At 72.4% G+C, this 12,806-nt stretch carries 12 protein-coding genes; 8 read left to right on the forward strand and 4 right to left on the reverse strand.

Going from position 1 to position 12,806, the window contains the following annotated elements; genetic code table 11:
• The first annotated feature begins 27 nt into the window (after positions 1-27).
• Positions 28-1,221 (forward strand): hypothetical protein, encoded by a 1,194-nt coding sequence (locus tag ACFPQ9_RS12035; protein WP_380851127.1) that lies wholly within the window; start codon positions 28-30, stop codon positions 1,219-1,221.
• Positions 1,222-1,237: 16 nt separating this feature from the next.
• On the opposite strand, the gene ACFPQ9_RS12040 is transcribed toward ACFPQ9_RS12035, so the two are convergent.
• Positions 1,238-2,473, reverse strand: a complete 1,236-nt coding sequence (locus ACFPQ9_RS12040) for a glycosyltransferase 87 family protein (protein ID WP_380851130.1) — start codon at positions 2,471-2,473, stop codon at positions 1,238-1,240.
• Positions 2,474-2,593: 120 nt separating this feature from the next.
• Between ACFPQ9_RS12040 and ACFPQ9_RS12045 the strand changes: the two genes are divergently transcribed.
• Complete coding sequence (locus ACFPQ9_RS12045; protein ID WP_380851133.1) at positions 2,594-3,736, forward strand: glycosyltransferase family 4 protein; 1,143 nt, start codon at positions 2,594-2,596, stop codon at positions 3,734-3,736.
• 104 nt (positions 3,737-3,840) lie between these two features.
• Here the strand turns inward: ACFPQ9_RS12045 and ACFPQ9_RS12050 are convergent, their stop codons facing one another.
• Positions 3,841-5,637 (reverse strand): AMP-dependent synthetase/ligase, encoded by a 1,797-nt coding sequence (locus ACFPQ9_RS12050; protein WP_380851136.1) that lies wholly within the window; start codon positions 5,635-5,637, stop codon positions 3,841-3,843.
• Positions 5,638-5,933: 296 nt separating this feature from the next.
• Here ACFPQ9_RS12050 and ACFPQ9_RS12055 point away from each other — a divergent pair, with 296 nt between their 5' ends.
• The 6 genes from ACFPQ9_RS12055 (at position 5,934) to ACFPQ9_RS12080 (ending at position 11,316) form a co-directional block, all read left to right on the forward strand.
• Entirely contained in the window at positions 5,934-6,731 is a 798-nt protein-coding gene (locus tag ACFPQ9_RS12055) for a metallophosphoesterase family protein (protein ID WP_380851139.1), read from the forward strand.
• A gap of 144 nt (positions 6,732-6,875) precedes the next feature.
• On the forward strand, positions 6,876-7,316 hold the full coding sequence (locus ACFPQ9_RS12060; RefSeq protein ID WP_380851142.1) for an SRPBCC family protein: 441 nt from the start codon (positions 6,876-6,878) through the stop codon (positions 7,314-7,316).
• Between the two features lie 283 nt (positions 7,317-7,599).
• On the forward strand, positions 7,600-8,775 hold the full coding sequence (locus ACFPQ9_RS12065; RefSeq protein WP_380851145.1) for an ArsA family ATPase: 1,176 nt from the start codon (positions 7,600-7,602) through the stop codon (positions 8,773-8,775).
• A gap of 57 nt (positions 8,776-8,832) precedes the next feature.
• A complete protein-coding gene (locus tag ACFPQ9_RS12070) occupies positions 8,833-9,339 on the forward strand; it encodes a DUF5304 domain-containing protein (protein ID WP_380851148.1) in 507 nt (168 codons plus the stop codon).
• A 110-nt stretch (positions 9,340-9,449) separates the two neighbouring features.
• Positions 9,450-10,403 (forward strand): ROK family glucokinase, encoded by a 954-nt coding sequence (locus ACFPQ9_RS12075; RefSeq protein ID WP_380851151.1) that lies wholly within the window; start codon positions 9,450-9,452, stop codon positions 10,401-10,403.
• A gap of 151 nt (positions 10,404-10,554) precedes the next feature.
• The gene (locus ACFPQ9_RS12080) at positions 10,555-11,316 is read left to right on the forward strand and encodes an endonuclease/exonuclease/phosphatase family protein (protein ID WP_380851154.1); all 762 of its coding nucleotides are present in this window, start codon (positions 10,555-10,557) and stop codon (positions 11,314-11,316) included.
• Positions 11,317-11,335: 19 nt separating this feature from the next.
• Here the strand turns inward: ACFPQ9_RS12080 and ACFPQ9_RS12085 are convergent, their stop codons facing one another.
• Positions 11,336-11,971, reverse strand: coding sequence for a hypothetical protein (locus ACFPQ9_RS12085; RefSeq protein WP_380851157.1), 636 nt, complete (start codon positions 11,969-11,971; stop codon positions 11,336-11,338).
• Complete coding sequence (locus ACFPQ9_RS12090; RefSeq protein ID WP_380851160.1) at positions 11,964-12,743, reverse strand: alpha/beta hydrolase; 780 nt, start codon at positions 12,741-12,743, stop codon at positions 11,964-11,966. Before ACFPQ9_RS12090 ends, ACFPQ9_RS12085 begins: the two co-directional genes overlap by 8 nt.
• Positions 12,744-12,806: the final 63 nt, after the last annotated feature.

Genomic DNA, 12,806 nt, shown 5'->3' on the forward strand with positions numbered 1-12,806 from the left:
GCGCCCACGCCGCCGTACGATCGGGAAGTGGCTGGTCGAAGGCGGGCGTCGGGAACGCGAGTCGTCCTCGCCGTCTGCCTGCTGCTCGTCGCACTGGTGGGCTGCGGCGGGCGGCCCGCGACCGACAGTGCCCGGGCCGAGGTGCAGAGCCTCCTGGACCGGCGGGCCACCGCGCTCCTGGACCGGGACGAGGCCGCCTATCTGCGCACCGGTGCGCGGGGCTGGTTCGGCGATCTGCGCGCGGTGCCCCTCGCCGACTGGTCGTACCGACTGACCGGGCTGCGCCGCACCGGCGACTCCGCCGTCGCCGACGCCGAGCTGCGCTATCGCGTCGAGGGCTACGACCGGGCTCCCGTCCGGGTCGGCCGCACCCTGCGCCTGGAGCCGGACGCCCAGGGCCACTGGTACGTCGCCTCGGACCGGCCCGCCAAGGGCTCCGCCGAGCAGTTGTGGGACCAGGGCGAGGTCGCGGCCGTACGCGGTCAGGACAGCCTCGTCCTGGGCGTCGGGCAGTCCGCCGCCCGGCTGCGGGCGTACGCGCGGCTGGCCGACCACGCGGTGCCGGCCGTGGCCCAGGCGTGGGGCACGGACTGGGCCCGGCACGTCGTCGTCCTGGTGCCGGGGTCGCTGAGCGACATGGCGGGGCTGCTCGGTGCGCCGGAGTCCTCCTACCGCGGGATCGCCGCGGTCACCACCGGCGAGACCGGCGCACGGGCCGGTGCCCCCGCCGACCGGATCATCCTGAACCCCGACGCGTACGGCGTCCTCGGCGGTACCGGCAAGCAGGTCGTCCTCACCCACGAGACCACGCACGTCGCCACCCGCACCCACACCACCGCCGCCACCCCGCTGTGGCTCTCCGAGGGCTACGCCGACTGGATCGGCTACCTCGGCAGCGGCCGCTCCCCGTCCCAGGCCGCCCCCGAGCTGCGGCGGGCGGTGGCCGAGGGCCGGGTGCCCGACAGTCTGCCGCTGGACGCGGACTTCGGCTTCGCCGGCGACGCGACCGAGCTGGCCCAGGCCTACGAGGGCGGCTGGATGGCCTGCCGCATGATCGCCGACCACTGGGGCGAGGTCAGGCTCGCCGAGTTCTACCGCGCCGTCGGCGGCCACGAGCGCCGGGCCGGGGCGGTCGAGGGCGCGCTGAAGGAAGTGCTCGGGACCTCGCTGGAGGAGTTCACCGCCCAGTGGGGCGAGTATCTGCGGGCACAACTGGGCTGAGGCGGCGGGCCGGGGCTCAGGACGGCAGGGACGTTTCCCTCGGGCGGCTGGGCTGTGCGGGGACGGGGGCGGAGGCGGTGCGGGTGACCGTCGAGCGCCACAGCACGCGGGCCGCGAGGACGGTGGCGAGGACCAGCAGGCCGTTGCGCAGGAACAGCAGGGCGACGCCGGGACCGTTGCTCGCGACGACGTGCGAGAACCAGACAGGGAACTCCAGGACCGTGGCGAGACAGGCCGCCAGGACCAGCGCCACCGGGAGCCGCATCCGGCTCTCCCGGAAGCACAGGCACACCGCCGCGAGGCCGACCAGCCACACCATGTACTGCCGGCTGATCACCCGGCTCGTCGTCGTGAACATGAGCACCGCCACGAACGCCGCGTCGGCGAGCGTGTGCGCCTCGAACCGCCGCGCCCGCAGCCGCCACAGCAGCAGCCAGCCGAAGGCCAGCCCGCTCAGACCCAGGGCGGCCGCGCTGACGAGTCCGACGTACGGGCCGAGGAACTCCACCGAGCCGTAGTTCAGCAGCACCTGGCCGTCCCAGCCGTACTGCCGGGCCACATGGAAGACCAGCCCGCCCAGCGACTCCACCTCGGTGCCGCGGTCGCGCTGGAAGGTCAGGAAGGCGAAGGCGCCCGGCATGGCCAGCGCGAACACCGCCGCCAGGGCACCGGCGCACAGCGCGGCCCAGGCCCAGGCGGCGCGGTTGCGGGCCGCGATCAGCAGCAGCACCGGCCACACCTTCAGCATCGCCCCGACGGCCGCCAGAGCGCCCATCAGCCGCGGATGGCGGGCGCCCGCGACCAGCGCGGCCACGGCGACGGCGGTGACCATCACGTCGTAGCGCGCATACACGGTCGGCCCGAGCAGCGCCGCGCCCGTCACCCACACCCAGGCCCCGCGCAGGGTGCGCTCCGGGCGCAGGCCGGCGTACAGCAGGAGCAGCAGGACGGCCAGGTCGGCGCTGAACGCCAGGACGAAGAACGCCGACGGATAGTCCAGCCAGAAGACCAGCGCGGGGGAGAGTATGGCGAGCGCCCCGGCGGGCGGGTACTGCCAGGTGACGTCGTGCAGCGGGAAGGTGCCGGTGCGCAGCACCTCGTACCAGCCCTGGTAGATGACCGAGACGTCGCTGGTGACGTCCGGGCCCGGGAAGACGTACACCTTGAACACGAAGAGCAGCAGGACGACCCTGGTCAGGCTCCAGACGCCGAGAAGCCACGCCAAGGACCGCCGCGTGCCCGTCGTCTCCACCGGATCCCCTGCCGTTCGATTCCCGTCTTGAGTGGAACATGATGTCCTGTCCGGCTGTGTGCGGGCCACCAACGTGGCCGGGCCCGGCTGTGAACGGCTGCTTCGGTAAGGTCTGCGGCGATGCACAAGACCCTGATCGTGACCAACGACTTCCCGCCCCGTCCCGGCGGTATCCAGGCGTTCCTGCACAACATGGCGCTGCGGCTCGACCCGGAGCGCCTCGTCGTCTACGCCTCGACCTGGAAGCGGGGCCACGAGGGAGCCGAGGCCACCGCCGCCTTCGACGCCGAGCAGCCCTTCACGGTCGTACGGGACCGTACGACGATGCTGCTGCCGACGCCCGGGGCGACCCGGCGGGCGGTCGGGCTGCTGCGCGAGCACGGCTGTACGTCGGTGTGGTTCGGGGCCGCGGCACCGCTCGGCCTGATGGCGCCGGCGCTGCGGAAGGCGGGCGCCGAGCGGCTGGTGGCCACGACCCACGGCCACGAGGCGGGCTGGGCCCAGCTGCCCGCGGCCCGGCAGCTGCTCGGGCGGATCGGGGAGGCGACGGACACCATCACCTACCTCGGCGAGTACACGCGCTCGCGGATCGCGACCGCGCTGACGCCCGAAGCGGCCTCCCGGATGGTGCAGCTGCCGCCGGGGGTCGACGAGAAGACCTTCCATCCCGGATCGGGCGGCGACGAGGTGCGGGCGCGGCTGGGGCTGACGGACCGGCCCGTCGTGGTGTGCGTGTCCCGGCTGGTGCGGCGCAAGGGGCAGGACACCCTGATCCGGGCTCTGCCCAGGATCCTGGCAGCCGAGCCGGAGACCGTGCTGCTGATCGTCGGGGGCGGGCCGTACGAGAAGGACCTGCGCAGGCTGGCGCAGGACACGGGCGTGGCCGGCGCGGTCCACTTCACCGGACCGGTGCCCTGGTCCGAGCTGCCCGCGCACTACGGCGCCGGTGACGTCTTCGCCATGCCGTGCCGGACCCGGCGGGGCGGTCTGGACGTCGAGGGGCTCGGGATCGTCTACCTGGAGGCCTCGGCGACGGGGCTGCCGGTCGTGGCCGGTGACTCGGGCGGCGCGCCCGACGCGGTGCTCGACGGGGAGACCGGCTGGGTGGTGCGCGGCGGCTCCCCGGAGGAGGCCGCCGACCGCATCATCACGCTGCTGGGAGACCCGGAGCTGCGCGCTCGGATGGGGGAGCGGGGCAGGGAGTGGGTCGAGGAGAGGTGGCGCTGGGATCTACTGGCGGAGAGGCTACAAACGCTGCTGTAGTGCAACGCCCCGCTTTTGGCTTTTAGGGGCGCGGGGAACTGCGCGACAAGCCACAACGAACCCGCGGCCGCCAACACAGAACACCCGGCACCCCTCTGGGCGCACTACTTGGCGTAGATCGCCTCGATCTCGTCCGAGTAGTCCTTGGCCACGACGTTGCGCTTCAGCTTCAGCGACGGCGTCAGATGGCCCGAGTCCTCGGTGAACTGGGCGGGCAGGATACGGAACTTCCGCACCGACTCCGCCTTCGACACCGCGGCGTTGCCGTCGTCGATCGCCGACTGGATCGCGGCCAGCAGGTCGGCGTCCTCGCGCAGCGACGCCGCGGTGGAGCCGGCCGGCTTGCCGTGCTCGGCGCACCAGCGCTCCAGGAACTCCTCGTCGATGGTGACGAGCGCACCCACGAACGGCCGCCCGTCGCCGACCACCATGCACTCCGCGACCAGCGCGTGCGCCCGGATACGGTCCTCGATCACGGCCGGGGCGACGTTCTTGCCGCCCGCGGTGACGATGATCTCCTTCTTGCGGCCGGTGATGCGCAGGTAGCCGTCCTCGTCGAGGGTGCCGATGTCACCGGTGTGGAACCAGCCGTCGGCCAGCGCCTCCTCGGTCGCGCCCGGGTTGTTCCAGTACTCCTTGAACAGGTGCTCGCCGTGCAGCAGCACCTCCCCGTCGTCCGCGATGCGCACCACGGAACCCGGCAGCGGCTGACCGACCGTGCCGATCTTCTGCCGGTCCCAGGGGTTGAACGCGGTCGCGGCGCACGACTCGGTCAGGCCGTAGCCCTCCAGGACCGTGAAGCCGATGCCGCGGAAGAAGTGCCCGAGCCGCTCGCCCAGCGGGGCGCCGCCGGAGATGGCGTACTCGCCCCGGCCGCCGAGCACCGCGCGCAGCTTGCTGTAGACCAGCTTGTCGAAGACCTTGTGCTTGATCTTCAGACCGAAGGCCGGGCCGGACGGGGTGTCCAGGGCCTTGCTGTAGGCGATCGCCGTGTCCGCGGCCTTGTCGAAGATCTTGCCCTTGCCGTCGGCCTGGGCCTTGGCGCGCGCCGAGTTGTAGACCTTCTCGAAGACGCGCGGCACGCCCAGGATCAGTGTCGGGCGGAACGAGGCCAGCTCGTCGGTGAGGTTCTTGATGTCCGGGACGGTGCCCAGCTTGATCGGCGCCATCATCGGCGCGACCTGCACCAGACGCCCGAAGACGTGCGCCAGCGGCAGGAAGAGCAGCACCGAGCACTCGCCGGTGCGGAACAGCGGCCGCAGCCGCTCGACGATGTTGCCGCACTCCGCGAAGAAGCTGCGGTGGGTCAGCACACAGCCCTTGGGGCGGCCGGTGGTGCCGGAGGTGTACACGATCGTCGCCGGGTCGTCGGCCTTCGCCAGTGAGCTGCGCTCCTCGACGGCCGCGTCGCTGATGTCCTGGCCGAGCCGGCCCAGCTCCTCGACGCCACCGGCGTCGATCTGCCAGACGTGCTTCAGCGCGGGCAGCCGGTCGCGCACCGACTCGACGGCGGCGGTGTGGCCGTCCAGCTCCGTGATGATGGCGGTCGCGCCCGAGTCGCCGAGGATCCACTGCACCTGCTCCGGCGAGCTGGTCTCGTACACCGGCACGGTGACCGCGCCGGCCGACCAGATCGCGAAGTCGAGCAGCGTCCACTCGTAGCGGGTGCGGGACATCAGGCCCACCCGGTCGCCCGGCTGGACGCCCGCGGCGATGAGCCCCTTCGCGGCCGCGCGCACCTCGGCGAGGAACGTGGTGGCCGAGACGTCCTGCCAGGCACCGCCCACCTTGCGGGCGATGACGGCCACGTCCGGGTGCTGCGCGGCGTTTCTGCGGACGATGTCGGTCAGATTCCCGTCCGCAGGGACCTCGTACAAAGCCGGAAGGCTGAACTCGCGCAAGACTGCTGCTCCTCATAGGGCGCCGGCGCCACGACGTTGTGTGATGCGACGGTGCGGTCCAAGGCTCGGGCAAGTGCTCACGGATTCACATGTTGAAATCCAGAGCACGACTGGACCGACCGGACGTTACCCGCCGGTATGGCTTCTTCGACAGGGGGTCCCGGCGAGATGTTCGCTGCGTCACACGGATTGGTGTTTCTGCGCGCACAGTAGTCGAGCGCTCTGACGACTGGCCAGTAACCATCGGTTCGGCCGCCACTGTTCACGTTTGCCGCACACCTTTACCCTTGATCGCCATGGCACCGACACCGACGGGAAACCGGACGACCCGCGTTCATGTGGTCAGCGACGTGCACGGCAATGTCCGCGATCTGGCCAGGGCCGGCGCGGGCGCGGACGCCCTGATCTGCCTGGGTGACCTGGTGCTGTTCCTGGACTACGCCGACCACTCGCGCGGCATCTTCCCCGACCTGTTCGGGGTCGAGAACGCCGACCGCATCGTGGAACTGCGCACCGCCCGCCGCTTCGAGGAGGCACGGGAGTTCGGGGCGCGGCTGTGGGCCGGGATCGGCGCGGACCGGGCGACGGCGATCGAGAAGGCGGTGCGCAAGCAGTACGCCGAGCTGTTCACGGCGTTCCCCACACCGACGTACGCCACCTACGGCAATGTCGACATGCCGCCCCTGTGGCCGGAGTACGCCGGGCCGGGCACGACGGTGCTGGACGGGCAGCGGGTCGAGATCGGCGGCCGGACCTTCGGCTTCGTCGGCGGCGGGCTGCGCACCCCGATGCGCACGCCGTACGAGATCAGCGACGAGGAGTACGCGGCCAAGATCGAGGCGGTCGGCGAGGTGGACGTGCTGTGCACGCACATTCCGCCGGAGGTCCCCGAACTCGTCTACGACACGGTGGCCCGGCGCTTCGAGCGCGGCAGCAAGGCGTTGCTGGCGGCGATACGCCGGACCCGTCCCCGCTACTCCCTTTTCGGACATGTCCATCAGCCGCTGGTGCGGCGGATGCGGATCGGGGCCACGGAGTGCGTGAACGTGGGGCACTTCGCGGCGTCCGGCACGCCATGGGCGCTGGAATGGTGAGTGAATTCGGGTGCCATGGACGCTTTCGCGACGATGGCGCAGGTGGGGGTGGAGTCGGCCGGTCGGGCGCGCGGTAGCCTTCACGCTGCGCACGCGTGCGCACCACGACTTCCTGACCGGCCCGCATCTGGAGGAGCCACGGCGATGGCGGAACACACCAGCTCGAGCATCACGATCGAGGCGGCACCGGCCGACGTGATGGGGGTGATCGCCGACTTCGCCCGCTACCCGGACTGGACCGGCGAGGTGAAGGAGGCGGAGGTCCTCAAGACCGACGGCGAGGGCCGGGCCGAGCAGGTCCGTCTCGTCATGGACGCCGGGGCGATCAAGGACGACCAGGTGCTGGGTTACACCTGGACCGGTGAGAACGAGGTGTCCTGGACGCTGGTGAAGTCCCAGATGCTGCGGTCGCTGGACGGCTCGTACATCTTGAAGCCGGCGGGCGCGGGATCGACCGAGGTCACGTACCAGCTGACGGTCGACGTCAAGATCCCGATGCTCGGGATGATCAAGCGCAAGGCCGAGAAGGTCATCATCGACCGGGCGCTGGCCGGGCTGAAGAAGCGGGTCGAGTCGGGCAAGTAGCGGCCACTCGCCGTGGGGGTTGCGGTGGGTTGCCGGGCGCGGGTCCGTCGCGGCCGGTCCCGCCCCGCGGCGGAGCCGCAGATCGATGCCGCCCCGCGCCCCTGAGGGTGTTGCGGCTCAGTCGGCCGATAGCCACCTAGCCTGCGGGCAGTCGTGCCGCTCGGGGCGGCACGGGTGGGCGCAGGCGGCACCCCGCAAGCGCGGGCGAGCGTACCCACCCCCGCCCGCAGTGCCCAGCACCGCGAAACAGGGCCGAACCCGGCGTCCGTTACGGTTCAATCCCATGCGCACCATCCTGATCACCGGCCCGGGCGGCAGCGGTCGTACGACAGTCGCCGCCGCCACCGCGCTCGCCGCCGCCGGTGAGGGCACCCGCACCCTCGTCCTCAGCGCCGACCGCACCGACACCCTGGGCGCGGCGCTCGGTGCGGCCACCGGCCCGGCCCCTGCCCGGGTCGCCGAGAACCTCACCGCCTGGCGTCCCGACGCCGCCACCGGATTCCGGGACGACCTCGCCGCCTTCCAGGAACGCGCCACCACCGCCCTCGACCTCCTGGGCGCCTCCCGGCTCGACCCGGAGGAGGTCACCCCGCTGCCCGGCGCCGAGGAACTCGCGCTGCTGCGGGCGCTGCGGGACGCCGCGCTCGCCGAGGCCCACGACCTGCTCGTCGTCGACCTGCCCGCCACCCCGCACGCCCTCGCCCTGCTCTCCCTCCCCGAGGAACTGCGCCGCTATCTGCGCCGCCTCCTCCCGCCCGAGCGGCAGGCGGCCCGCGCGCTGCGGCCCGTCCTCGGCCGGCTGGCCGGGGTGCCGATGCCCGCGGAGTGGCTGTACGAGACCACCGCCCGCTGGGACGTCGAGCTCGCCGCCGTCGAGGCCGTCCTCGCCGACCGCGACACCGTCGTACGGCTCATCGCCGAACCCGGCCCCGGCGGCGCCGACGCCGTGCGCGCCGCCGCTCTCGCCCTCGCCCTGCGCGGCCTGCGCCCCGACCTGCTGATCGCCAACCGTGTCCTGCCGGAGACGGAGGCCGCGGCCGGCAGCTGGCTCGCCGGACCCGTCGCCCAGCAGCGCAAGGCCCTGGAGGAGTGGGGCGAGACGTACGACGTCCACGGCGTCGCGCACCTCGGGCGCGACCCGCGTGGCGCCGACGATCTCGCCGCGCTGGCCACGCCCGCCGTCAACGCCACGTCGTCCACCGTCGAGTGGCCCGTCACCGACCGGCTCGCCGAGGACGGCGTGCTGGTCTGGCACATCCCGCTGCCCGGCGCCGCCCGCGACGAACTCGACCTCATCCGGCGCGGCGACGAACTCGTCGTCACCGCCGGACAGTTCCGGCGCATCGTGCCGCTGCCGTCCGCCCTGCGCCGGTGCGCCGTGGCGGGGGCCGCGCTGCGCGACGGCGAGCTGCGGATCCGGTTCGCGCCGGATCCGGACCTCTGGCCGCGGTCCCGGTGAAGCAGGTACGGCCGTTCGGGTAACGTCGGAGAGACGAACCGTAGTCAGGAGTCCGTCATGAGCGAAGAGCTCCCCCCGTCCGACGCCGCCGAGCCCGAGGCCGTCGACGAGGCACGGGCGACCGACGCCGACGCCTGGGCGACGGCGTGCGCCGAGGACCTCGCGGCGGAGAAGGCCCGCCGCCGCGCCCAGCACGGCCCGCCGCCGGGCTCGGCCGCCGAGGAACTGCGCAAGCTCGTCGACACCGTCGCGGACAAGCTCTCGACCCTCCAGTCACCGCTGCTCGGCGCGGTCGCCGGACCCGCCGCCCAGCAGGTGGTCAAGCAGGTCGTGGAGCAGGCCAAGGCCGCCGTCGAGCCCGTCATCGAGCGCAACCCGGATGTCTTCGACCACCTGGCCGCGGCCGGCAACGAACTCCTCGCCGCCTACCGCTCCGCGGTCCAGAACCAGGAACAGCGCTGGACGAGCGGTGCGAAGGACGCCCAGGAGCTGGACGAACTCGACGACGACAAGCACGACCCCGGCGAGGGCACCGGCCCCGGCCAGCGCATCGACTTGGACTGACGCGTCAGACTCCCTCCCTGGGGTCGTCCGTCGGGCGGACAACGAGAACCCGGCCCGATGGCCTCGGGTACGGTTGGCCGTAGCGGGGCTCGACCGAAACTGAGGGATTCATGGGACTCACCATCGGCGTCGACATCGGCGGTACCAAGATCGCGGCCGGTGTGGTCGACGAGGAAGGCAACATCCTCTCGACCCACAAGGTGCCGACCCCGGGCACGCCCGACGGGATCGTGGACGCCATTGCCTCCGCCGTCGAGGGAGCACGGGCCGGGCACGAGATCGTCGGCGTGGGCATCGGAGCGGCCGGCTATGTGAACCGGCAGCGCTCCGAGGTCTACTTCGCGCCGAACATCGACTGGCGCAACGAGCCGCTGAAGCAGAAGGTCGAGGCCCGCGTCGGACTCCCGGTCGTCGTGGAGAACGACGCCAACGCGGCCGCGTGGGGCGAGTACAAGTTCGGCGCCGGCAAGGGCCACCGCAACGTCATCTGCATCACGCTGGGCACCGGCCTCGGCGGCGGCATCATCATCGGCAACAAGCTGCGCCGCGGGCACTACGGCGTGGCCGCCGAGTTCGGCCACATCCGCATGGTCCCGGACGGCCTGCTGTGCGGCTGCGGCAGCCAGGGCTGCTGGGAGCAGTACGCCTCCGGCCGCGCCCTGGTCAGGTACGCCAAGCAGCGCGCCAACGCCACCCCGGAGAACGCCGAGATCCTGCTCGGACTGGGTGACGGCAGCCCCGACGGCATCGAGGGCAAGCACATCTCCATGGCCGCCCGGCAGGGCGACCCGGTCGCCGTCGACTCCTACCGCGAGCTCGCCCGCTGGGCCGGCGCCGGCCTCGCCGACCTGGCCTCCCTGTTCGACCCGTCCGCCTTCATCGTCGGCGGCGGCCTCTCGGACGAGGGCGAACTGGTCCTCGACCCCATCCGCAAGTCCTACAAGCGCTGGCTGGTGGGCGGCAACTGGCGCCCGGTCGCCGACGTCATCGCCGCCCAACTCGGCAACGAGGCGGGCCTGGTGGGCGCGGCGGACCTGGCCCGGGAGCCCGACCCGATCATGTAGCGCGTATCACCTCTCAAGACGCGGCAACTGCAACTCCTCAGGGGCGCGGGGAACTGCGCGACCAGCCACAACGCACCGGCAGTCGCACACGAGCCTCGCGCCCCGAGCCATTGGGCGCCCCCAACCCGGGTCCCGGCGTAAATTGACCGGCATGGCAACGTCCCCCTCGGCGCTCCCCACCTCCCGCACCGAACCCGACGGCTCCGCAGTCATCCGCGTCCTCAGCTACAACATCCGCTCCATGCGCGACGACACCGACGCCCTCGCCCGCGTCATCCGCGCCTGCGCCCCCGACCTGGTCCTGATCCAGGAAGCCCCCCGCTTCTTCCGCTGGCGCAAGAAACTCGCCCGCCTGGCCCGCGCGACGGACCTCGTCGTCCTCACCGGCGGAGCAACGGCCGCGGGCCCGGCGATCCTGTGCGATCTGAGAGCCACCGTGGAGCGGACGGAGGACGTGCTCCTCCCGCTCACCCCCGGACTCCACCGGCGCGGCTTCGCCACCGCCGTGGTCCGCTTCGGCGGCGCCCGCCTCGGCGTGCTCAGCTGCCATCTCTCCCTGCAGCAGGACGAGCGCCTCGAACAGGGCGGCATGCTCCTGGACCGTCTCGCCGGCCTGGGCACGGAGCACGCCATCGCCGGCGGCGATCTCAACGACCGCCCCACCGGCCGCACCTTCCGCCTCCTCGCCGACAGCCTCCAGGACTGCTGGGCCACCGCCCCCTGGGGCAGCGAGTACTCCTCGACCCCGGCCGACCCGCACCAGCGCATCGACGCGATCTTCGCCACGAAGGGCATCGAAGTGCTCGGCTGCGGTGTCCCGACCGGCCGGGCAGGGGTGACGCAGACAGACCTGAGGGCGGCCACGGACCACCTTCCGGTCCTGGCCGCCCTCAGAGTCCCGGCAGCTCAGTAGGTGCGACGGGCTCAGCAGGTCAGACGACGGCGCCGCGGCCGGGGTCGTCGTCGTCCTCGTCGTCGGTCTTCATCCGCATCACCAGCGTGGCGAACCCGCCCAGGAACCCGCCGATGCCCAGGGTGGCCAGCCACCACGTCATCTCCCAGCCGAACAGCACGGCGAGCAGCAGCAGGACCGGCCCACCGACGACCGCGAGCCAGGCGAACTTCGCCGTCGCGTCGGCGGCCGGCAGGGGCGGCGGCTCCGGCGGCACGAAGTGACCCTCGTCATCGGGTTCGAAGTCGTCCTCGGACGGCTCGGCCACGCTGTAGTCGCGCGGTCCGACGCCGGGCGCGAAGGACACCGAGCTGCCCAGCGGCCCGGCCGGCTTCTCCTCGCCGGGCTCGTCGGACTGCCGGCCGGCCGGGGCGCTCTCGCCCTTGTCGCCCTGGGGCTCCGGGGCCGCCGCGCCGCTCGTCTCGCCGTTCGGCTCGGTCTCCAGCAGCGCCAGGTCCTCGACCGACTTGAAGGGCTTCGCGCCCGGCGGATCCTTCGGTTCCTCGCCGAACCCGGCGACGATCGCCGCCCAGGCGGCGTCCTCGTCGAACGGGACGTGCTGCTCCTCGGGATCGCTGTCCTCGCGCCTCTCGCGATCGGAGTCGTGCTCAGCCACGTGTGGTCGTCCCTTCCTTGCCGACGCCGGTCGCGAGCCGGTCGATGAATCCGAGGCTCTCCTCGAAGATCCGGTCCGCATCATGGTCCAACGTCGCCACGTGATAGCTCTGTTCCAGCACGATCTCCGTTACGTCTGTGGAGGACACCCGGCTCAGGATCCGGGCCGTGTCCATGGCGGGCACGGTGTGGTCCTGCCTGCTGCGCAGCACCAGCAGTGGCTGGGTGACCTGCGGCAACTCGCCGTCGACCAGCCGGAAGAAGGTCCGCAGGGAGTGCGCCGAGTGCAGCGGCACCCGGTCGTACCCGAGCTCGACGGAGCCTTCCTTGGCGATGTCGCTGACGATCCCCGGCGCCGTGCGGACGAGGTGCCGGGAGACCGGGAGGGTGTACGCGAACAGGCCGTGCACCTTGTTCGCCGGGTTGACGACCATGACCCCGGCCACGTCGTCCCCGCGCTTCGCGGCGAGCCGCAGGGCCAGGGCGCCGCCCATGGACAGACCGGCCACGAAGACCCGCGCGCAGCGGTCGCGCATCGCGCGCAGCTCGCGGTCCACCTCGGCGTACCAGTCCTGCCAGCCGGTGAGCCGCATGTCCTCCCAGCGGGTGCCGTGCCCCGGCAGCAACGGCAGCGAGACGGTGAGCCCGTGCTCGGCCAGGTACTCCGCCCAGGGGCGCAGCGACTGCGGGGAACCGGTGAAGCCGTGGCAGAGGAGGACCCCGACCTCCCCGCCCTCGCGGCGGTACGGCTCGGCTCCAGGAAGGACCGGCACCTTACGGTCTCCTGTTCGTGAGAAGGACGACATGGACGAGAGCTACGACGTGAACCCACGCGG

It is taken from the genome of Streptomyces coerulescens, assembly GCF_042657965.1.
Taxonomy (GTDB): domain Bacteria; phylum Actinomycetota; class Actinomycetes; order Streptomycetales; family Streptomycetaceae; genus Streptomyces; species Streptomyces coerulescens.

Bases quoted from the DNA above. Each gene is read 5' to 3' on its own strand.
- ACFPQ9_RS12045 (WP_380851133.1), top strand. From the start codon at position 2,594: ATGCACAAGACCCTGATCGTGACCAACGACTTCCCGCCCCGTCCCGGC.
- ACFPQ9_RS12075 (WP_380851151.1), top strand. From the start codon at position 9,450: ATGGGACTCACCATCGGCGTCGACATCGGCGGTACCAAGATCGCGGCC.
- ACFPQ9_RS12070 (WP_380851148.1), top strand. From the start codon at position 8,833: ATGAGCGAAGAGCTCCCCCCGTCCGACGCCGCCGAGCCCGAGGCCGTC.
- ACFPQ9_RS12060 (WP_380851142.1), top strand. From the start codon at position 6,876: ATGGCGGAACACACCAGCTCGAGCATCACGATCGAGGCGGCACCGGCC.
- ACFPQ9_RS12055 (WP_380851139.1), top strand. From the start codon at position 5,934: ATGGCACCGACACCGACGGGAAACCGGACGACCCGCGTTCATGTGGTC.
- ACFPQ9_RS12080 (WP_380851154.1), top strand. From the start codon at position 10,555: ATGGCAACGTCCCCCTCGGCGCTCCCCACCTCCCGCACCGAACCCGAC.
- ACFPQ9_RS12065 (WP_380851145.1), top strand. From the start codon at position 7,600: ATGCGCACCATCCTGATCACCGGCCCGGGCGGCAGCGGTCGTACGACA.